The 20,638-nt window shown below is 43.1% G+C and carries 18 protein-coding genes; 16 read left to right on the top strand and 2 right to left on the bottom strand.

What is annotated here, in order from left to right; all coding sequences use genetic code 11:
- Positions 1–103: 103 nt before the first annotated feature.
- Positions 104–2,875, top strand: coding sequence for an AAA family ATPase (locus DXD11_RS13060; protein WP_118758563.1), 2,772 nt, complete (start codon positions 104–106; stop codon positions 2,873–2,875).
- Positions 2,876–2,920: 45 nt separating this feature from the next.
- Here DXD11_RS13060 and DXD11_RS14910 read toward each other — a convergent pair whose 3' ends face one another.
- Together DXD11_RS14910 and DXD11_RS13050 are read right to left on the bottom strand one after the other, a co-directional pair.
- Positions 2,921–3,274, bottom strand: coding sequence for a type III toxin-antitoxin system ToxN/AbiQ family toxin (locus DXD11_RS14910; protein ID WP_243105872.1), 354 nt, complete (start codon positions 3,272–3,274; stop codon positions 2,921–2,923).
- A 429-nt stretch (positions 3,275–3,703) separates the two neighbouring features.
- On the bottom strand, positions 3,704–4,351 hold the full coding sequence (locus tag DXD11_RS13050; protein WP_118758562.1) for a DUF4230 domain-containing protein: 648 nt from the start codon (positions 4,349–4,351) through the stop codon (positions 3,704–3,706).
- A gap of 252 nt (positions 4,352–4,603) precedes the next feature.
- Between DXD11_RS13050 and DXD11_RS13045 the strand changes: the two genes are divergently transcribed.
- The 15 genes from DXD11_RS13045 (at position 4,604) to DXD11_RS12975 (ending at position 20,538) form a co-directional block, all read left to right on the top strand.
- The gene (locus DXD11_RS13045) at positions 4,604–5,785 is read left to right on the top strand and encodes a hypothetical protein (RefSeq protein WP_118758561.1); all 1,182 of its coding nucleotides are present in this window, start codon (positions 4,604–4,606) and stop codon (positions 5,783–5,785) included.
- Positions 5,786–5,835: 50 nt separating this feature from the next.
- Positions 5,836–8,850: a protein kinase domain-containing protein gene (locus DXD11_RS13040; RefSeq protein ID WP_158579446.1), complete on the top strand. Its 3,015-nt coding sequence runs from the start codon at positions 5,836–5,838 to the stop codon at positions 8,848–8,850.
- A 272-nt stretch (positions 8,851–9,122) separates the two neighbouring features.
- Positions 9,123–9,449 (top strand): MerR family transcriptional regulator, encoded by a 327-nt coding sequence (locus DXD11_RS13035; protein WP_158579445.1) that lies wholly within the window; start codon positions 9,123–9,125, stop codon positions 9,447–9,449.
- A gap of 14 nt (positions 9,450–9,463) precedes the next feature.
- Positions 9,464–10,756 carry a zinc ribbon domain-containing protein gene (locus DXD11_RS13030; protein WP_118758558.1) on the top strand — a complete coding sequence of 431 codons (1,293 nt, stop codon included), beginning with the start codon at positions 9,464–9,466 and terminating at the stop codon, positions 10,754–10,756.
- 104 nt (positions 10,757–10,860) lie between these two features.
- Positions 10,861–11,412 (top strand): NUDIX hydrolase, encoded by a 552-nt coding sequence (locus DXD11_RS13025; protein WP_118758557.1) that lies wholly within the window; start codon positions 10,861–10,863, stop codon positions 11,410–11,412.
- A gap of 59 nt (positions 11,413–11,471) precedes the next feature.
- Positions 11,472–12,071 carry a TetR/AcrR family transcriptional regulator gene (locus DXD11_RS13020; RefSeq protein WP_118758556.1) on the top strand — a complete coding sequence of 200 codons (600 nt, stop codon included), beginning with the start codon at positions 11,472–11,474 and terminating at the stop codon, positions 12,069–12,071.
- A 255-nt stretch (positions 12,072–12,326) separates the two neighbouring features.
- A complete protein-coding gene (locus DXD11_RS13015; protein WP_118758555.1) occupies positions 12,327–13,148 on the top strand; it encodes a class I SAM-dependent methyltransferase in 822 nt (273 codons plus the stop codon).
- Between the two features lie 88 nt (positions 13,149–13,236).
- Complete coding sequence (locus DXD11_RS13010; RefSeq protein WP_118758554.1) at positions 13,237–13,662, top strand: Fur family transcriptional regulator; 426 nt, start codon at positions 13,237–13,239, stop codon at positions 13,660–13,662.
- 95 nt (positions 13,663–13,757) lie between these two features.
- Positions 13,758–14,051 carry a hypothetical protein gene (locus tag DXD11_RS13005; RefSeq protein WP_118758553.1) on the top strand — a complete coding sequence of 98 codons (294 nt, stop codon included), beginning with the start codon at positions 13,758–13,760 and terminating at the stop codon, positions 14,049–14,051.
- A 174-nt stretch (positions 14,052–14,225) separates the two neighbouring features.
- On the top strand, positions 14,226–15,242 hold the full coding sequence (locus tag DXD11_RS13000) for a metal ABC transporter substrate-binding protein (protein WP_118758552.1): 1,017 nt from the start codon (positions 14,226–14,228) through the stop codon (positions 15,240–15,242).
- A gap of 50 nt (positions 15,243–15,292) precedes the next feature.
- Positions 15,293–16,018, top strand: coding sequence for a metal ABC transporter ATP-binding protein (locus DXD11_RS12995; protein WP_118758551.1), 726 nt, complete (start codon positions 15,293–15,295; stop codon positions 16,016–16,018).
- Positions 15,984–16,847, top strand: a complete 864-nt coding sequence (locus DXD11_RS12990) for a metal ABC transporter permease (RefSeq protein ID WP_055280263.1) — start codon at positions 15,984–15,986, stop codon at positions 16,845–16,847. The genes DXD11_RS12995 and DXD11_RS12990 overlap by 35 nt, the downstream gene beginning before the upstream one ends.
- Positions 16,848–16,857: 10 nt before the next feature.
- Positions 16,858–17,583: a hypothetical protein gene (locus DXD11_RS12985; protein ID WP_243105871.1), complete on the top strand. Its 726-nt coding sequence runs from the start codon at positions 16,858–16,860 to the stop codon at positions 17,581–17,583.
- Positions 17,584–18,105: 522 nt separating this feature from the next.
- Positions 18,106–18,717: an NUDIX hydrolase gene (locus DXD11_RS12980; RefSeq protein WP_118758550.1), complete on the top strand. Its 612-nt coding sequence runs from the start codon at positions 18,106–18,108 to the stop codon at positions 18,715–18,717.
- A gap of 84 nt (positions 18,718–18,801) precedes the next feature.
- Entirely contained in the window at positions 18,802–20,538 is a 1,737-nt protein-coding gene (locus DXD11_RS12975; protein ID WP_118758549.1) for a phospho-sugar mutase, read from the top strand.
- Positions 20,539–20,638: the final 100 nt, after the last annotated feature.

Genomic DNA, 20,638 nt, shown 5'->3' with positions numbered 1-20,638 from the left:
GAGGAGCGCTTATGAGCGAAGCGAATAACTCAAATGCGCTCCGACGACCTGCCCCGCTCGCAGAGGCGAGAGGGGCGATACATTGTGAAAGAGAGGAGCGCTTATGAGACCACTTAATCTTACGATGTCGGCATTTGGACCATATGCGGGAGTCCAGATGCTTGACATGGCCCAGCTTGGGGCTGAAGGTTTGTATCTTGTGACTGGGGATACAGGTGCGGGAAAGACCACGATATTCGATGCCATCTGTTATGCGCTGTATGATGAGCCGAGCGGGGCGAGCCGTGATGCGAGGATGATGAGATCAACGTATGCCGATGTGGACACAGATACCTACGTTGAGCTGACATTTGATCATATGGGGAAGACTTACAGAGTTAAAAGAAATCCTTCCTATGAGAGACGTAAGAAAAAAGGTGAAGGAACTACCCTGCAGGATGCAGCTGCAGAACTGTATCTGCCGGATGACTCGGTCATCTCCAACAGAACGAAGGTAAATTCATATCTTCAGGAATTGTTGGGTGTGGACAGAGAGCAGTTTTCGCAGATATCCATGCTTGCTCAGGGTGAGTTCAAGGAACTGTTGGTGGCGGAGTCCGGGGACAGACAGAAGATATTCAGCAAGCTTTTTCACACATCAAGGTATTTTGTTCTGCAGAAGCGTCTTCAGGATGAGACGAGAAGGCTTCAGAGTGAACGCGACGATATGAAGAAGAGTATAGAGCAGTATATATCCGGGATAGTCTGCGGAGAGGATGACCCTTTTGGGCTCAGTGTTCAAAAGGCGAAGGACGGCCAGATGCCAATTGATGAGGTGATCACACTCATCGGAAAGCTTATTGTAACGGAGAAGGCAAGAACGGATTCATATGAGAAGCAGATCAGTACACTTGAGACCCGGGTCGGGGAACTTGACACGCTGATAGGCAAGGCACAGCAGACAGAGAAAGCCAGAGTGCAGCTTGAAAAGACACATTTGGAGCTTGCAAATGTACAGAATGACAGAACTACTGCTGAGGCAGAGTTAAACAGGACAAAGGAAGCGCGCCCAGAAACGGAAGAGCTCCAAAGGCAGGCAGCAGTTATAAATAACGAGCTTCCAAACTATGAGAAACTGGACGAGAAGCGAAAAAATATTGTAGACGAGGAACAGCTCCTGCAAAGGCAAAATGAACAGGCAGAGAAGGGCAGAATGCTTGTGACAGACAAACAGAAGAGCATAGAAAAGCTGAGGCAGGAGCAGACACAGCTTGCGGATGCGGGGGAGAAAATAGTTGCAATCACGGCATCGAGGGAGAAGATGGCTGACGCTGTTGACTATCTGAATGACATAAGCAGACTGCTCATGGAATACAGCAGAAGAAAACAGGCGGTGGACAAAGCACAGAAGCAGTATCTGTTTGATAATGATATGTATGCCAGAAAACAGGATTTGTATGAGCATATGAGCACGCTCTACAGGAATGCCCAGGCGGGAATCCTTGCAAAGGATCTGAAGGAGGGACAGGCGTGCCCTGTGTGCGGTGCGACGGAGCACAAACTCCTTGCATCGCTGCCAAAGGAGGCTCCGACAGATGCGCAGTTAGATGGTGCGAAGAAGGATGCGGACAGAGCACGCGACAGGGCAAATGCCAGTGCTACGGATGCAAAGGTAAAGCTTGCCAGCGTCATGGAGATCAGAAACAGCATTATTGAGCAGGCTGGAAGGAAATTTGACGATCCGGAGGATATAGACGGTCTGCCGGAAAAGGTTGAGAAGAATATTGGGTACTATAATGAGAAGATTGCGAAGACTGACAGACAGATCGAGGCTGAACGCAAAAGGGTCAGCAGAAGGGATGAGCTTGCTGCAAAACTTCCTCAGGAGGAAGAAGCATTTGCCGGGATGCAGGTGAAGCTGGCGGAGCTTGAGAGAAATATATCGGCGCTCACGGCAAAGGTTGTCTCAGACAGAGAACAGGCGACAGAACTGGCCGCGGGGCTCAGATTCAGGAATCGGAGTGAGGCGGAAACGAAGATGAACGAGATTCTTGGCAGAGCAAAGAAACTGCAGAATTCATTTGACGCCGCTGAGAAGAGATATAATGCTGTGATCCAGAATATTAAAACGCTGGAGGGGCAGATAAAGGCTCTGACAGACACGCTGGAGTCAGCAGAAAAGCTCGAACTTGCCAGGCTTGAGGAAGATAAAAACGCAGCAAGAGATGAGCTGGGAAGGATCAGACTTCTCATGCAGGATGGAAACAGCCGCATCCGTGCAAATGAAACGGCGATGGCGAATATAAGCAGAAAGTCCGATGAGCTTTTGGCAAAAGAAAAGAAATATGTAAGCGTGAAGTCGCTCTATGACACTGCCTCAGGAAATGTATCCGGCAAGAACAAGATAAACCTTGAGGCGTATATACAGATGTCGTATTTTGACAGGATAATTCAGCGTGCAAATCTGAGATTCCTGAAGATGTCAGACGGTCAGTATGAACTGGGGCGTGTGACGGACAGCAGTGACAGGCGAAGCCAGATCGGCCTTGACCTTTGTGTTGTGGATCATTACAACGGCAGCAGACGAGACGTTAAGTCTCTTTCTGGGGGCGAGTCATTTATGGCATCACTCTCCCTTGCCCTTGGACTCTCTGATGAGGTGCAGGCTTCGGCTGGCGGCATACAGATAGATACGATGTTTGTGGATGAGGGCTTTGGCTCACTGGACACAGAAAAGACTCTGCCACAGGCATACAAAGCGCTGGTCAGCGTGACCGAGGGACGCAAGCTGGTGGGAATAATATCGCACGTGACTGAACTCAAGGAGAAGATTGACAAGCAGATAGTGGTGGAAAAGGACAGAACCGGCAGGGCGAAGGCGAGGCTGGTGGTGTAGGGATTTTAGTCATCTGAGTATTTAGATAAAATTTGCTCAAGTTTATTAAAGTCTACACATGGAATGATCCCGACACCAGGATAATTGCTTCTGCATAAGAATCTTTCGTTTTGTTTTATCTGGGGTATCGAGAGGGTTTAATTTCAGATTGACCTTAGATATAACTGAGTTGTTAACTGGAATCATATTGTTTAGATTGAGAATTCCTATGATTTTAGAAGAATACTCAGGATGCCTGCTGTTGTGGTCAAATATTTTGATGAAATCAATCTGGCTTTTCATATTTTCAAATTTCTTTTTTGGTGAGGTAAGGGGGATGCAATATTTCTGACCACCTATAAGAATGATTATTCCAAGAAATGGTCGATTCTCCTTAACTACCTGAGGGGAGACTGACATTACGTTGTCATCTGCACGAGACAGATTTCTTATGTATTTAAATCAATATAGTAAAAATTAAGGATATTCATTATCGCCTTTCTGAGAATATAAAAGAGCTGTGCTAAAATGCACAGCTCTTAAAAACCTTTTTGCATGGTAGGGCTCCCATAAAATTGTTCCATTTTGTATGGTAGAACATTCATATTAAAATTGTTCATTTGTTTTATATGGTAGAACACCCATCTCTTAAAGTTCCCATTTCGCATGGTAAGGTTACCATAATAATATCATACAAGAATTCTAACATTCAATAATGTTAGTGTCAATTAGAGCTGACTTATTTAGTAACTTATTGTGATCTGAGGATATCCTAAAAAGTGGTCAATATCAAGTGTAATTACTGATATTTTATAAAACATTAATAAAAGTATACAAAGTGTATATTGGCTAATTGGTTGTGCCTGCAAATGTTATATTTGTTGTGTAGTTTGGTATATTAAGCGATGCCATGTAAGAGTTGATGATAGTGCAAGCATTTGCTTTTGCATCATCGAGTAAACCTTTGTCAATTGCTTTTTGCTCTTCGGAGGTTTTTAAATCTGCAAAAGACTCGGCATAGTCAGTTATATCAGTAGGGTTAAAAATGTTCTTTTTTTCATCATATAATTGAAAGCTATCCTGATCTACATCAGAGCTGATAATTTCAACTTCGGGCAAAGTAATAGTAATAGTTTTGCTTGTGTCATTTTTGTTGACATTTGTTTGGGTAAAATCAACACCAGCGATGATGGTTCCGTCATAGCTGAATATGTAAGAAGTTTTTGTTAGTGGAATCTTAAAATCGCCTATAGTTCTAGAACTATCAAAATGTTCAACATGAGTATATGTATATTCTGCTGTTGCAAGTTTACCAATGTTGGCAATATTAGAACGTATGGTTTCACCTGATAACTCAATTGTTTTACCGATAGTCGAATCGGTTTTTTCGATTTTTTGCCCATTTGGTACATATAAGTATCGGGTTATAAAAAATGTAATTACACAAAATAAAATAAGAATAAATGCTTTAAGTAAAAAGTGCTTATTTTTTTTCATACGTATGTCCTCAAAATAAAAATTCTATATCCATCCAGTTATAAGTACTATCAGGTAAAATACAATAATTAGAGCTAATATAATGCCGATACCAATCAGTAGCTTTTTCATTGAAAATTCCTCCACATATTTTTATTAATTCTACATTAAATGACAATAATAGACAACCCTAATATTTGGTATATTGACAATGAGTAGGATAACAACATACTATTTAATATATATTTATTTATGGAAAGTCGGAAGATACAAATGGCAGAATATACAGACAGGATGATAGCCCGCTGTAGGGAAATTACCCCATATGATGATAATTATCTGGAAGAACTGCGTTGCCAGATGGAGCGCTTTAGAAAATTTGGAGAGGCTTTGGATACATTCCTTATAGAGAAAGGTTATGCCGGGAGCCTGGATGATGTGGGAAGTAAAACAGATTTTATAAAGGAAAGATATAGAGCGCGCGGTGTGATGCCACCGAGGAATATGTCAAAGTGGTTTTCCGAAGATATTAATATCAATAAGAGTACCGCACTGCAATTGAGCTTTGTGTTTGGCTTGGAAGTCGAGGAGACTGAGGATTTTCTTAGACGGATCTGCCTTTCGAGGGGATTTGATCTTCATGATATGGAAGAGATCGTGTACTATATGGTGATCAAACTGAAAACGGATTATAAGACGTTGCAAATGATGTTGGAAAATCTGCCGGACGTGGATGTTCAGAGAATTCCAGATGATGATAAGGCATTTTATACAGGGGATATAGCCGGCGAGGTGAAGAATATTTCATCTATGGAAGAGACCGCCGCATACATAGTACGGAATGCGGAAAGATTTGCATATAAGCATGTTACTGCGGCAAAAATGCTGAAACGTATGTGGCTGAAAATATCAGGCGAGAATGGAATAGCCGCAGTAGAGCGCAGGGCATTTCAAGTGGAGCTTCCTGAGACTGGTAAAAGCAATGGCTTTGATACGTCTCTGTCGGTGTGGACTATTTATCTGCAAATGATAGGCCTATATGGACCGAATGTCAGAAAAGCGGCCGGTGGAAGAAATATCAGAAATATACTCACAGACAGCGGGCTGATCCATGCGTTTGCCGTGTATTGTTATCCGGATCGGGATGGTTTGGAAAAAGTGCTTAATGGTGTGCGCATATCAGATGAGAGAATGAGAAAATTGCTTATCCTTCTCTCATTTTATGAGTACCTGGCGGGGAAAGCAGTTGCGCGTGGGAACAGAGCTGTGAGTGGCAGAGATGCAGAGAATTGCCGGCTGCGGATAAATGATATTCTGCTGAGCTCCGGGTATCAGACACTTTACGCAGGCAATCCATATGACTGGATATTTTTATTTGCGCTGGAAAATGATGACCCTCTTACAACATTCAGAGAGGATTTTATGCAGGAGATATATTTCGACAGACAATCGTAACAGTAAGAGTTGGTTATAACAGAGATTCATGAAAAAGCAGGATGCGGAATATGGATTACAATACGGATTATAATACGAAAGAAAATGGAATACTTACTTTTAAAGACTGCCCATACGAGTATGTGCTGACAGGAGAACTCGGCAGAGGTAGTTCGTCTATAGTATATGATGGATATTATGTCAACAACTCAGGTGCCAGACGGCCGGTTAGGATCAGGGAAATGCAGTATAAAACTGAGGAAGAAAGACGACATTTACGATGTACTTTTGACTTGAACAACAGCCTGTTTGATACTGATGGACTCACAAATCGCATAGTAAACACGTATGAGATCTACGAAAAAGAGAACAAAATATATATTGTAACCACATATCAGGATGGCACGACTTTGGACAAATGCCGATTTGAAAGTGTCCGGGATGCTATTGGCATAGTAAGGAGTCTTGCAAGAACGCTGAAACTGCTACATGACAGGGGATATTTATACTTGGATGTGAAACCGGAAAATGTGCTGGCACTCGATGGAACGCGGGACTGGGTTCAATTATATGATTTCGATTCGGTTATTAGGAAAAAAGATATTGAAGAATGCAGTGTAACAGGAGGAAGTTGTGCTGAGAATAATATATTAAGATTTACTTCGAAGTGGGCTTCATATGAGCTGAGAAGTGGAGATATAGAACATGTTGGGACGTGGAGTGATGTGTATGGTGTTGGAGCGGTGCTTTTTTACCTTTTGTTCGGATGCGACCCGGATGTATTTGACTGCGACGAGAATGCAGTATATGACGCTGGGAAACTCATATATAGATCAGTAGTAGATTCTTCGTGTCCGGCAAATAATAAAAAGCATTTCTACAGGGATTCATTTGCCATGGAACTTACAGAATGTCTGCACAGAACTCTTTCAAGAAACTGGTCGGACAGGTATCAGTCCATGGATGAACTGCTCATGATCCTTGATTCTTTGTATGGGAATTCTGATGAGACAAGAGCATATGTTGTATCGAGTCCGGTGGCTTGTATCGAAAATGTAGTGGGGAGAACGGATGAACTAAAGCTTCTTACGGATTGGTTTTCCGAAAAGACAAAGCCTTGTATATTTGTAACAGGAATGGGAGGAATCGGAAAGAGTACACTGGTTCGGAGATTTGTCATAGATGTCAGAGACCGGTTAGATACGATGCTGTACCTGAATTATTCAAACTCGTTTTATTCAACTGTATGTAATGATGATATGTTTTATATAAATACAGTTTGCAGACAGGCTGATGAAAACGAAGCTGATTATTTCCATAGAAAGCTTAGGAAATTCAGGGAGTGCATATCGGAAAACACAAAAGAGAGCCTGGTGGTTGTGGATAATGTTCCGGTTCTGGATAACAGTGATATATACCTGGATGATGGGATATCAGAATTTGTGAGGACAGGATGCAGGCTGATAGTAGTGACGCGAGGGGGGATTATTCCGGAGTGTTATGACCATATACAGATTGAGGCATTTTCTGAAAGACAGTATATGTATGAACTGATGTTGTCAAATATGCGGAATAATGAACCAAAGTCAGATGCTGATCTGTATGAGAAACTGGACGAATTGATAGACCGGGTGAATGGACACACACTCATGCTGATGATCCTGGCAAGACAGATAGACAGAGGGTATCTGTCAATTGACGAGGCGTGTGCTCTGGTTCAAAAACAAGGATTTACGGCACTGGATGGGATGAAAACAGGTTGTACCATAGACAGCCGGAATGTATATGGGCATATGACAGATATGATCTCATCGCTGTTTTGCATGGATGGCCTTACGCCGAAACAGAGAGGAATTTTGATGAGTCTGGCTTTGTTTGGGGACAATGGTGTAGATTTTAGAGATTTTTCCTGCTTTATTGATGCTGATGATGAGAATATGATAAATGAACTGGCTGATATTGGCTGGGTTGAACGGCATAAAAAATTTGCACTTCATCCTGTTATAGGTCAGGCAGTACGAAGAGAACTTGGCAGAAAATGGGCAGATATGCAGGATGAGAAGAACATACCGCCAGAAACAGAAGAGCTTCAGTCCGTAAAAGCGTGCCTTGCCAATCTGATCGCTGAAGATAACGTCATGGTATCGATATGCGTGGCTGTTGCAAATTGCTGTATGAATGTGGATAACTTGCGTGATTCCAAGGAATATCTTCGCCTTGCAGCAAAGACAATTGTGATGCTGCCTATAGAAAGTGAACAATTTATACTGACTCATGGAAGAAGAATATGGGACATGGCCAGACGTACAGACAAACTTATATCAGACCGGGAAATGGTTGAAGTGTGTGACAAGCTGGCTCATATATATGCCGAGATGGGCCGGTATAGCGATACAGAGGAGATATTAGGATATCTTGAGAAATGGTCGGAAGGAAAAAGTCACTACATAGAAGGCTTTGTCTGCGATATCCGGATAGATTATCTGGACACAATTCTTGACGGAAACTTTGAACCGGAGACAGGAGAAGGGAAAAAAATGTATGCTCTTCAGATGAGATATATGGATAGGGCGATAGCGTGCTACGAAAAAGCAGAAACGACGGATGCACTGTTAAAGCTTGCTGCAGATATTATTGCGGTAGCTACATATACAGTCAGATCCTGTTTTGATGGGAATTTCACATTGCGAAGCAGAAAAAAGGTCGTAGATCTTCTGAACAGAGCCAGGATGATCATGACTCAGATAGATAATTCAGAGACCGGTGGAATTACAGATAATGCTGAAAACTGGCTGTCGTATTACATAACTAAGGGATGGTTCTATACATATATTGATGTCAATCCGTGCCAGGTAGACAGAAATATACACAAGGCATGGAAGGTTTACAGCAGAACATGCAGTTCAGAGCTTGATCTGATAAATTATATGCTTATTCCTGCAGCAAATATTTATATTGAGCTTGGAGACAGAAATGAGTGTATTGTGTGGTTGGAGAGGGCAGTAAAATTATGTGAAAGGAACAGTGATCTGGATGCATACAACAGAAAGCGGGAAGAACTTGAGCAAATAATCAGGGAGCTTTAGCATGATGCGGACGGCGGTCGCAAATCGACTTTTGGTATGACATAATAATTAAGATAAATTATATATGAAATGTGATAAAGGCATTCTGAAGACAGATGACAGGCTGGATTCAGAGTGCCTTTTTGCACTGACAAATCCACTTTTAAAAATACGGTGGGACAATATCAACATCGAAGGCAGCATATGCTATGGACTGGCATCAATGTGTTGACTGCACGCAACGTGCAATTTTACAGTTAAGAAAATGTCCGCGTGAGGTGGTGATAAAAAGAGTGGAGACATTGAGGGAGTTGTGTGAACATACTGGGGTCAGCAGACGGGCGATTCAGGGATATGAAAAGGCAGGCTTAATGTCTGCGGCAGCAAGAAATGAGAGAGGTTATCTGCTGTACGATGCGAAAACCCAGGACAGGGTCAGGATGATCAAGCTCCTTCAGAATCTGGAGTTTTCCATCAGAGAGATAGCAGAACTGGATAATCTTAGCAAAGATGAAGTGAGGAGAGAGGTTGATGCTCATATATTAAGGCTCAGACAGCGGAAAGTGGAGATCGATGAATATATAAATCAGGCGTATGAGTTGATAGAGAAAATATCGTAAGGAGGAGAAGAACAATGTTTTGTAGTAAATGTGGAGCAAATATTTCGGAGGGGGCGACATTTTGTCCGGAGTGTGGAAATAGATGCGAGAGTCAGACAGGTGCTCGTATAATAAAGCTGAAGTGTAAAAACTGCAATGGAGATTTGGAAGTGGATGCAGATAAGGGAGAATATACTTGTCCATATTGCGGAGATAGAGAAAAGATACTTGACAGTGATGCGGTGGCAATAGAAAAACTTAAGAGCAATACATATAAAGAAATGGAATACGCCAGAATGGCAAATGAAAAAGAAAAGGAAGACCGCAACGAAAAGAGAGAAGAACAAAAGACATACAGAAAGAGCAAGTTTAGCAAGGTTACTATAGTGTCTGTGTTTATTTGCATTATAGCAGCGATTGGTTCATTTTCTTCTGGCTCGGTTTTATCGGGTATAATTGCATTGATACAGAGTGGCTTGCTTGCTGTGTCATGGCTTATGGGTATGCAGATTATAAAAGAAAAGAAAAAATTCATATATGTGGCACTTGCTATTCTTGCATTTCTGCTCGTGATTCCTTTTGGAGCAAGTCATAGCGGAGGACATTCATCATCTCATGAGAATAGAAAACTAAACTGGCCGGATGATGGTCTTGCAGCATATCTTCCTGCTCCGGATACAGAATATGGATACGTATTATCAAATGATAAAGATTATTTAAGTGCGAGTGCTGATAAAGTGACAGATGAAAAATATGCGGATTATATTGAAGCATGCAAGAAAAAAGGATTTGATAAAAATTCTTCAACGACATCGACTTCGTTTGAGGCTGATAATAAGGATGGTTATCATTTGGAACTTACACATTACTCGAGTGACTCCATGGATATATATCTTTCTTCGCCTGAAAGGATGAAAGCTAAGACAGAGATCGCAACTGAAGCATCGACTGAAGAAAAAGAAGAATCAGCCACATCAGAAGAAGTTGAAGAGACAACTACAGTTGAAGAAAGTGAGCAGGAAAGTGAGGATACGGCAGATGAAGAAACCTCGGTTTCAGATTCTAGCGTGGTTGATCCCGACCTCAAGGCGTTTCTTGATAGCTATGAGGTGTTTATAGACGATTATATTGAATTTATGGAGAAATATGAGAATTCAGATGACACGGTGAGCATGCTCGCAGACTATGCAGATTATGCGAGCAAATATGCAGATTTTGTCAGTAAAGCAGATGCGTATGATGCTGATAAAATGTCACCAGTTGATTCGGCATATTATCTTGAGGTTATGACTAGATGCAATACCAAGCTGGCGAAAGCAGCTTTATAGCATTATGTTACAAGTGTAATTATAGGTGTTAATTATATATAGATAAAAGAAAAAAGTTCCATTATAATTGTATCGAATCAGTGAAATAAGGACGGTACACTATAATGGAACTTTTTGATATATGCGACGAACAGGGCAACCCTACCGGAGACACAGTGGAGAGGAGCGAGGCACATGCAAAAGGCATATGTCACAGGACTGCCCATATCTGGATAGCGAAGCAAGAGAATGGAAGGTATAAGGTTCTTCTGCAGAAGAGGTCGATGGATAAGGATTCTTTTCCCGGAAGGTATGACACTTCCTCTGCCGGACATATACAGGCGGGCGATGAACCGATGGGGTCGGCACTCAGGGAACTCGGAGAGGAGCTTGGCATCAAAGCTGAGGCCGCAGATCTTGATTTCGCGGGAACATTCAGGATCCGGTATGAGAAGGAATTTCATGGCAGAATGTTCAGGGACAACGAGGTGGCATTTGTGTTCGTGTATCAGAAACAGGTGGACATAGCAGATCTGACAATACAGAAGGAAGAGCTTGACGGCGTGTGCTGGTTTGATCTTGAGGACACTTATGAGGCATGTAAGAATCATGACCAGAAGTTCTGCGTGCCACTCGGCGGCCTTGAGACGGTGCGAAGATACCTAGATGGCAAATAGAGATAACTTTCAAAAATATGTTGCCAGACTAGTTAGTTTGTGCTAACATAACACATGTTATGGAAAACGACAAGCGCAGTGAAACGATAGAAAAACTGAAAAAAGCAGGTAAAGAGGAATTCCTTAAAAATGGTTACCAGAGGGCAAGTCTTAGAATGATATGCAATAGTGCGGGAGTTACCACCGGAGCCTTCTACTTTTCATTTGAGAGTAAGGAGGCATTGTTCAAGGCGATACTTGAACCGCTTGTGAACCAATATGAAGCCATGCTTGGAGAACTTATGAAGGGGGAGATTGAGAACCCCGCTACGGGCGTAGATGCAGATAAGATCATGATGCAATTCCTTCTGGCACACAGGGAAGAGGTAATGATCATCATGCATGGCGCTGATGTCAGCTGTTATGAGAATTATCACCAGAGGGTTGAGGAGTTCATGAGACATTCATTTGCGGCATATTACAGGTCACAGCTTGGATGCGAGCCGGATGAGAATTTGGTTCGCGTGCTGGCTAAGATGCGGCTTGAAGGAGCCATGGCGATACTGAACGAGGATGTAGATGTGGAGAAGAAAATGTATCTGACAGAAAAGATCGGCATTCATGCCACAGGCGGTACAGAAAAGTTGATAGAGAGTTTAAAGAAAGAGGTTCATCGATGATGAACCTCTTATTTTTACGAACATAACAAAACAAGACAAATGTTATATTTCATAAGGAGGGGCCCACGTAAGTGGGAGGATTCCGGCAGAGGAAGCGCACTGATGTGCGCGCAGGTCATCAAGCTGCGCTTGACGACATGTTGTGAAGCACGCAAACGCCGCGCGAAGCGCCTCTCATGCGTTTGCTCAATTTGTGAAGCGCGCGCAGCGCCTTTCATACGTTTGCACAATTAAAAAGCAGGAGGAAATGAGAAAATGGTTAGCACACAGAACAGCACAGCAGACAGGTCAAAGGTGGACATAACCGGAGTTCCAGAGACGATGCTCCAGACGCTTTATGCCAGGGCGAAGGAATCGAGAAAGTCGGATCATGTCATATATGACGGCAAGGCTATAGAGATAGTTGACAGCCTGGATTATGACTTTTCACTGGCGGACAAGGATCTGGCAATGGGAAGCGGAGTCATAGCTAGAACTATAGTTCTTGATAAGCTTGTATCAGAATACCTGAAAAAGCATAAGGGTGCTGTGGTTGTGAATATCGCCTGTGGTCTTGATACCCGCTGCTATAGAAATGAGGGTAGATATAAAGGCTGGTACAACATTGATCTCCCGGAGACCATGACTGTCAGGGCAAAGTTCCTACAGGAGGACGGACCGGTGTACCAGATAGCGGAATCCGCCATGGACGGCAAATGGGCTGACATGGTAGAGTATGCAGGTGAACCTGTGCTGGTCATCATAGAGGGGCTTACGATGTATCTCACAGAAGCTGATGTGAAGAAAATATTCGACATAATAGACAGGAAATTTACTCATGTTGCGGTGTTCGTAGAGACTATGGCTCCGTTCATGGCAAAGCATATCAAGGAGAAATCCATCCATGGAAGCCATGCCAGGTTCTCCTGGGGCGTGCCAAATGGAAAGAAGCTGGCGGAGATCATACCGAAATACAGATACATAGAACAGCGCAGTCTTGTAGAAGGAATGGCTGAGTTCATACCGGTATATAAGGTCATTGGCAAAATACCATTTGTCAGCAATATATCAAACAAGATAGTAGTGATGGAAAAGTGATAAATAAAAAGATGTTGACATAAAGTTAAAAGCCATTTATGATACAGTAAAATGCAAATGACTTGCAAATTCAAAAAAGAGGAATATTATGGCGAGGGAGTATAAAACGAGAATAAGTCAGGCTATAGAGGCATTTGCTGCAGAGAGGCAGGACAGAGGTTTTTGTGTGGCTGATGTAAGTGTGTATTTGGATGAGAATGGCATAGATGCGAATACAACAACTGTATATCGCAATCTTGACCGCATGGTTACCCAGGACAAATTGATAAAGTATCAGAGTGCTGATGGTGGTTCAAGTATGTATAGAATGGAAAAGGCTGATCATAGTTGTCACGAACACCTTCATATGCAGTGTGTTAAGTGCGGAAGAGTCATACATATTGACCGCGATACCATGAATCACATAGCTAAAGGAGTTCAGGAGAGGTATGGATTTATGATCGACTGTGACAGATCGTCGATATGTGGTATTTGCAAAGATTGTCAGAGGCATTGTGGAGTCGCTGTAGTCTAAACTAAACGTGATTGTTACAGATGGGATTGTATCGTTATGGTCACAACGAAAACTATATATCCCCAAATTCCTACAATGAAAAGGAGGTGTGCAGAATGAGTAAAAAGAGAATAATGTCATGGATTCTTATAGTGTTCTTTATATCGGGAGTACTTTTCTCTTATGGCTATATTGCGCGCAATGTGGAGCATGACTGTACGGGGCAGGAATGTCCTATATGTATGCATTTGCAGCAGGCTGCACAGTTCCTTTCAAATATAAAGACAATGTCAACTACGCCAGTGTTCCTGGCGTTCTTAAGTGTGTTCACACTTGGAGTTGTATTGGTGTATACCCACGAGTATTGTACCGATACGCTCGTTTCCCTGAAGGTGGAATTGCTGAATTGATTTAAAGTACGGATATTGACTGAGAATTGCGTCTGGAAATACATCTAAAGATAAGGGCGAATACTTATTATTGGTGTTTTTTGATCTAGAGGCAGTTTATTAAATTTACCCAATTATAGGCATCAAAATATGCCTGTCAATTATATCAATCAATTCGGAGGTTTATTGATCATTATGAAAAATAGAATATTTGGCCTTGTTATGGCATCGGTACTTACTGTTTCAGCATTTTGCGGCTGCGGAGCATCAATGACGGCAGCAGATTCTGATCAGAAAGGAGGCAGTGCGCCTGAAAATGCGGCAAATGCTGCGGCGTACAGCATTGTATGTACGACTTTTCCTCAGTATGACTGGATCCGCAATATTATAGGCGGTGATTCCGACAAGTTTCAGCTTACTATGCTGCTCGATCAGGGGATGGATCTTCACAGTTATCAGCCAACTGCAGAGGATATAGCAAAGATAGCTGACGCAGATATGTTCGTGTATGTTGGCGGTGAGTCTGATGGCTGGGTGGATAGTGCCCTGAAAGAAGCGACTAATAAGGATATGAAGGTTGTAAATATGCTTGACGCTTTGGGAACTGCAGTCAAAGAGGAAGAGGTAGTTCCAGGCATGCAGGCAGAGGAAGAAGAGGAAGGAGAGGAAGGCCCGGAGTATGATGAACATGTATGGCTTTCACTCAAGAACGCAGTGGCATTGACGAATGTGTTGGCGGATAATATCCAGGCACTTGATCCAGATAATAAATCTGATTACATGGAGAATGCAGGCAAGTACGTTGATGAACTCAATGATCTTGATGGAAGGTACGAACTAACAGTTTCTAAGGGAAAACGTCAGGCAATTCTGTTTGGCGACAGATTCCCTTTCCGATATATGGCGGATGATTATGGCCTTACTTACTATGCTGCATTTGTGGGATGCAGTGCTGAGTCGGAGGCAAGTTTCGAGACGATAACATTCCTTGCGCAGAAGGTGGATGAGTTAAAGCTTCCGGTTATTCTGACGATAGAGGGTGCAGATCACAGTATAGCAGAGTCGATAAAGAAGACAACAGATTCGAAAAATCAGGAGATTCTGACGATGAATTCGATGCAGTCTGTGACTGCAAAGGCTGTAGCTGATGGTGAGACGTATCTGAACGTGATGGAAGATAACCTGAATGTACTGTCTCAAGCATTAAATTAGAGCCATGTGGTAAAAGGCTGACATTGAAGGAAATAGAAGAGGAGAAAATAATGTCTTATATAACATGTAAAGACCTGGCAGTCGGGTACGACGGAAGAGCAGTTGCGTCAGACCTTAATTTCAGTATAGACAAGGGAGACTATCTCTGTATAGTTGGAGAGAACGGAGCGGGAAAGAGTACCTTGGTAAAAACTCTGCTTGGCCTGTTGAAACCGGTTTCAGGAGAGATAAAGTTTGGCGATAATCTGACATCGCGTGATATAGGCTATCTGCCGCAGCAGACACCTGTGCAGAAGGATTTCCCTGCGACTGTATGGGAGGTGGCTTTGTCGGGAACGCTGCCTAAGTGCGGAGCACGTCCTTTTTATGGCAGAAAGGAAAAGCAGCTTGCGCAATCTCAGCTTGAACGACTTGGAATGTGGGATATACGCAGGAAATGTTACAGGCATTTGTCGGGAGGACAGCAGCAGCGCGTCCTTCTGGCGAGAGCCCTGTGTGCAACTGAGAACCTTCTTCTGCTTGATGAACCGGTAACTGGCCTTGATCCTGTCGCAACGGCACAGTTCTATCAGATGATACAGCAGTTAAATGAAAATGGTGTGGCAGTGATCATGATATCACATGATCTGAGGGCAATAGATTGCGCCAGACATGTGCTTCATATGAATCATGGGGGCTCGTTCTGGGGTAGCAGAGAGGAATATAAGAACAGCAGATATTGGAACATCATTTCGGTAGAATATGAGAAAGGTGGTGGACAGAGTGCAGCTTGTTGATAAGTTAATTTACTATATGCAGTATCCATTTGTTAAGTATGCTCTTGTGGTTGGTATTCTTATAGCATTGTGTTCGTCACTTTTCGGTGCAACATTGGTTTTGAAAAGATTTTCATTTATCGGCGATGGACTTTCGCATGTTGCATTTGGAGCAATGGCGGTAGGATCTGTTCTGAAACTGACAAACAACACGATCATAGTGATGCCGGTGACTGTGGCTGCTGCAATTCTCATACTTATGTCGGGACAAAATGCGAAGCTTAAGGGGGATGCCGCGATAGCTATGATGTCTGTCGGTGCTTTAGCCGTAGGTTATCTGATAATGAATGTATTTTCCACGTCGGCAAATGTATCTGGCGATGTGTGCTCAACGTTGTTTGGTTCAACATCCATACTGACATTGACAATGGGAGAAGTGTGGCTGTGTATAGTTATGTCAATCTGTGTAATAGCGTTTTTCTGTTTGTTCTACAACAGGATATTTGCAGTCACATTTGACGAGAGTTTTACCAGGGCAATCGGGAAAAATGCAGGGGCATATAATCTGGCGCTGGCGGTGATAATCGCTGTGATAATAGTGCTTGCAATGAATCTGGTGGGCTCCCTGCTCATCACGGCGCTTCTGGTATTCCCTGCACTTTCGGCAATGAGAGTTATGTATAGTTTCAGGTCAGTGGTATTATATTCGGCTGTATTGTCAGTTGTGGGAACTTTGACCGGCATGCTGGTATCCATATTATTTTCAACACCGGTGGGTTCTACGATCGTTGCATGCGATATGGTTATATTTGCATTTAACAGTATAGCAGGGAAAGTGATGAGGAGATAAGAATATGTATATGAATAGAAATAGAAGAATGCATGGATGCAGACACAGATTTAAGCGATTGATTATGTCAATATTGGTGCTGAGTATGTTGCTGACTGTCACAGGCTGTGGTGGAGCATCTCAGACTGCGGGCAGTCGTTTGAACACACAGAATGCAGTGGATAAGGTGCTTAATCAGAAAACAGGCGATGGTGATGTGGAAAGCAAGTCGTCGGCGGGAGCCACAACAGAGACGACGATCACAACAGAGATGCAAACCACGACAGAGACAGAATCCGCATCTGTAACTGAGGCGACATCAGAACCAACATATGGGCAGGTCGTGAATGGAGACAGCTCAGTTATAGCGCAATACAAGTCTGAGGGTGTGGATGTGGATCTCACACTTATGGGAAGCGATCTTGTATATGCGACGGTATATCAGATGATGTCAAAACCTGAGGAATATGAGGGCAAGACGATAAGGATAGAAGGAAAGTATTATGCATCTTATTATCCGATAACCGACAAATATTATAATTATTGTCTCATAGCCGACGCTCTGGCATGCTGCAGTCAGGGGCTTGAATTTGAACTTGGTGGAGGTGCAGTATATCCAGGCGATTACCCGGCGGACCAGAGTGAGGTGATCGTTACGGGAGTATTTGAAACCTACACAGAGGAGGCTGGACAGACATTTTATTACTGCAGGTTGAGAGATGCAGAATATCAACTGGTATCGACAGAGAATCAGTAGAGTATAAATTGCATAACATTTTTGGAATCCGGGCAGATTAAAGTGCCCGGATTTTTTGAGTAAAAAATATTCAGAATCAGGAGGCACATAGCTGCATCAAAACCAGGAATCACATAGAAAAATATGGCAAAATGACGCAAATATACTAAAAAGCATTAAAAATAGCTAAAAAATGATAAAATTACTTAAAAAAGAATTTGATATATTGTAAAAACTATGCTAATTTTGAATAAAGGTAAATATTCAGCCGTGCAGGATAAGAACAGCGGATTCGACATGCTTGCATGTAAGAATCAGGTGTTCTTATCCTGTGGTGACTCGAATAGAGTCACCGCCCCATACAATGAGCAAAATAGCTGCGCAGCAGCGAAAGAGCACGGGAACCGTGCGGTTTTGCGAATGTATGGCCGGCTGAATAAAGGTAAATATTCAGCGCAGCAGCGAAAGAGCACGGGAACCGTGCGGTTTTGCGAATGTATGGTCGGCTGAATACATTAAAATACACAGATGGGATGTGATGAAGTGAAAGAGAAATACAAAGGTGTACAAAAACTCACAGACAATCCGTTCCTCAACCTCTATCATATAGATGCGGTTGACACGGCTGGAAAAGACTTCAATTATTACTTTGCTTCAAGGAATAAAGAGAACGACATCAAGATAAAGACCCACGATATAAAACCGGAAGGAATAGTTATATATGGAGTTAAGCTGGAAGATGAGCCGAAGCTGGTGCTCATAAGGCAGTACAGATACCCACTCGATACATATATATATGAACTTCCTGCAGGACTGGTGGATGGAGATGAGACTCCGGCGCAGGCAGCAGTCAGGGAGATGAAGGAAGAGACAGGGCTTACCCTTGATGTATATGAGGGCGGAGAAGAACTCTACAGAAGGCCATTCTATATGGGCCCGGGATTTACGGATGAGATGAGCAGTGCTGTATTTGGAACAGCTACAGGAACACCAAATCTCGACAGCAAGGAGAGCACAGAGGACATACAGGTCATACTCGCAGACCGAGGTGAGGTCAGAAGAATCCTGTCAGAGGAACAGGTGTCGCTCAGAGGAGCATACCTCATGACACATTTTCTGGCTGAGGGAGATCCACTAGAATTCCTGAGAAAATAGGAAGCGCTGAGCAGTGATTGCTCAAACAGCAGAACGTTCATAAAAGGGCATACTAAATGAGAAAAAAGAAGGAGAAGTAGAAAGATGAGTTACAGAGACACATATGATTTTTGGATGACAGATGATTATTTTGATGAGGACACCAGGAAGGAGCTTGCAGCCATAGCTGATGATGAGGCTGAGATCGAGGACAGATTCTATCGTGATCTTGTATTTGGAACTGGTGGACTCAGAGGTGTGATAGGCGCGGGAACCAACAGAATGAACTTCTACACCGTCCGCAAGGCTACACAGGGTCTTGCAAACTTCATTGTGAAGCAGAATGCGCAGGACAAGGGCGTGGCAATAGCATACGATTCAAGAAAGTATTCTCCAGAGTTTGCAGCAGAAGCAGCTCTCTGCCTGTGTGCAAATGGAATCAAGTCATATCTCTTTGAGTCACTCAGACCTACACCTGAGCTTTCATATGCAGTCAGAAAGCTTGAATGTACAGCAGGTATAGTTATAACAGCCAGCCACAATCCACCAGAGTACAACGGTTACAAGGTATACTGGGAGGATGGCGCGCAGATCACAGCTCCAAAGGACAGAGAGATCATCGCAGAGGTTAAGGCTGTAACAGATTTCCATACAGTAAAGACCATGGATAAGCAGGAGGCACTTGACAAGGGCCTTCTCACTATCATAGGTGCCGAGATAGATGACGCGTATATGGAGGAACTCAAGAAGCAGATCATTCATCCTGAGATCATCAAGGAGCAGTCAGAGAACATCAAGATCGTATACACACCGTTCCACGGAACCGGTCTTGTACCTGTAAAGAGAGTTCTGTCCGAGCTTGGTTTCAAAAACGTATATATTGTTCCTGAGCAGGAGCTTCCAGACCCTGAGTTCACAACGCTTGAGTATCCAAACCCAGAGGATCCAAAGGCATTTGAGCTTGCCCTCAAGCTGGCAAAGGAGAAGAATGCGGACATAGTTCTCGCTACAGATCCTGATGCAGACCGTCTTGGAATATACGCACTCGATACAAAGACAGGCAAGTATATGCCATTTACAGGAAATATGTCAGGACTTATAATCGCTGAATACCAGTTCAGAGAGAGAACAAAATGCGGTCTCATGCCAAAGAATCCGGCCATGGTCAAGACTATTGTAACCACAAATATGGCTGATCCACTGGCTGCAGATTACAATGTCAACCTCATCGAGGTTCTAACAGGCTTCAAGTTCATCGGTGAGCAGATCAAGTTCTTCGAGCAGAATAATTCATACAATTTCGTAATGGGTATGGAGGAGAGCTACGGATGTCTCGTTGGAACATACGCAAGAGACAAGGATGCTCCGGTTGCAGTTATGTGTCTCTGCGAGGCTGCTGCATACTGCAAGAGCCAGGGAATCACTCTGTGGGATCACATGCTTGATCTCTATGAGAAGTACGGATATTACAAGGAAGGCCTCTACACAATAACGCTCAAGGGTGTTACAGGAGCAGAGAAGATTCGCAAGATCATGTCCTCACTCAGAGCTGAGTCACTTACTCAGATCGATACACTCAAAGTTCTCAAGGTTCGTGATTACGAGAAGAACACGATCACAGATCTTGCCACCGGAGAGGTCACAGAGTCAGGACTTCCACAGTCCAACGTTCTCTACTACGACCTTGAGGATGGCGCATGGGCATGTGTACGTCCATCAGGAACAGAGCCAAAGATCAAGCTGTACTACGGAATCAAGGGAACAAGCCTTGATGATGCAGATGCAAAGCTTGAAGCTCTCCAGACAGCACTTGTTGAGAAGCTCAACAAGCTGGCAGAGTAGCATAAGTATAATATATAGCAAATACAAAAAAGCGCCGTCTGGTGATATGTACCCTCTTTACTGGACAACCAGTAAGGAGGGTATTTTTATGCGTTATAGT

The organism is Coprococcus sp. TF11-13, from assembly GCF_003481085.1.
GTDB lineage: Bacteria > Bacillota > Clostridia > Lachnospirales > Lachnospiraceae > Coprococcus > Coprococcus aceti.
This window is presented reverse-complemented; position numbering and strand designations above follow the sequence as displayed.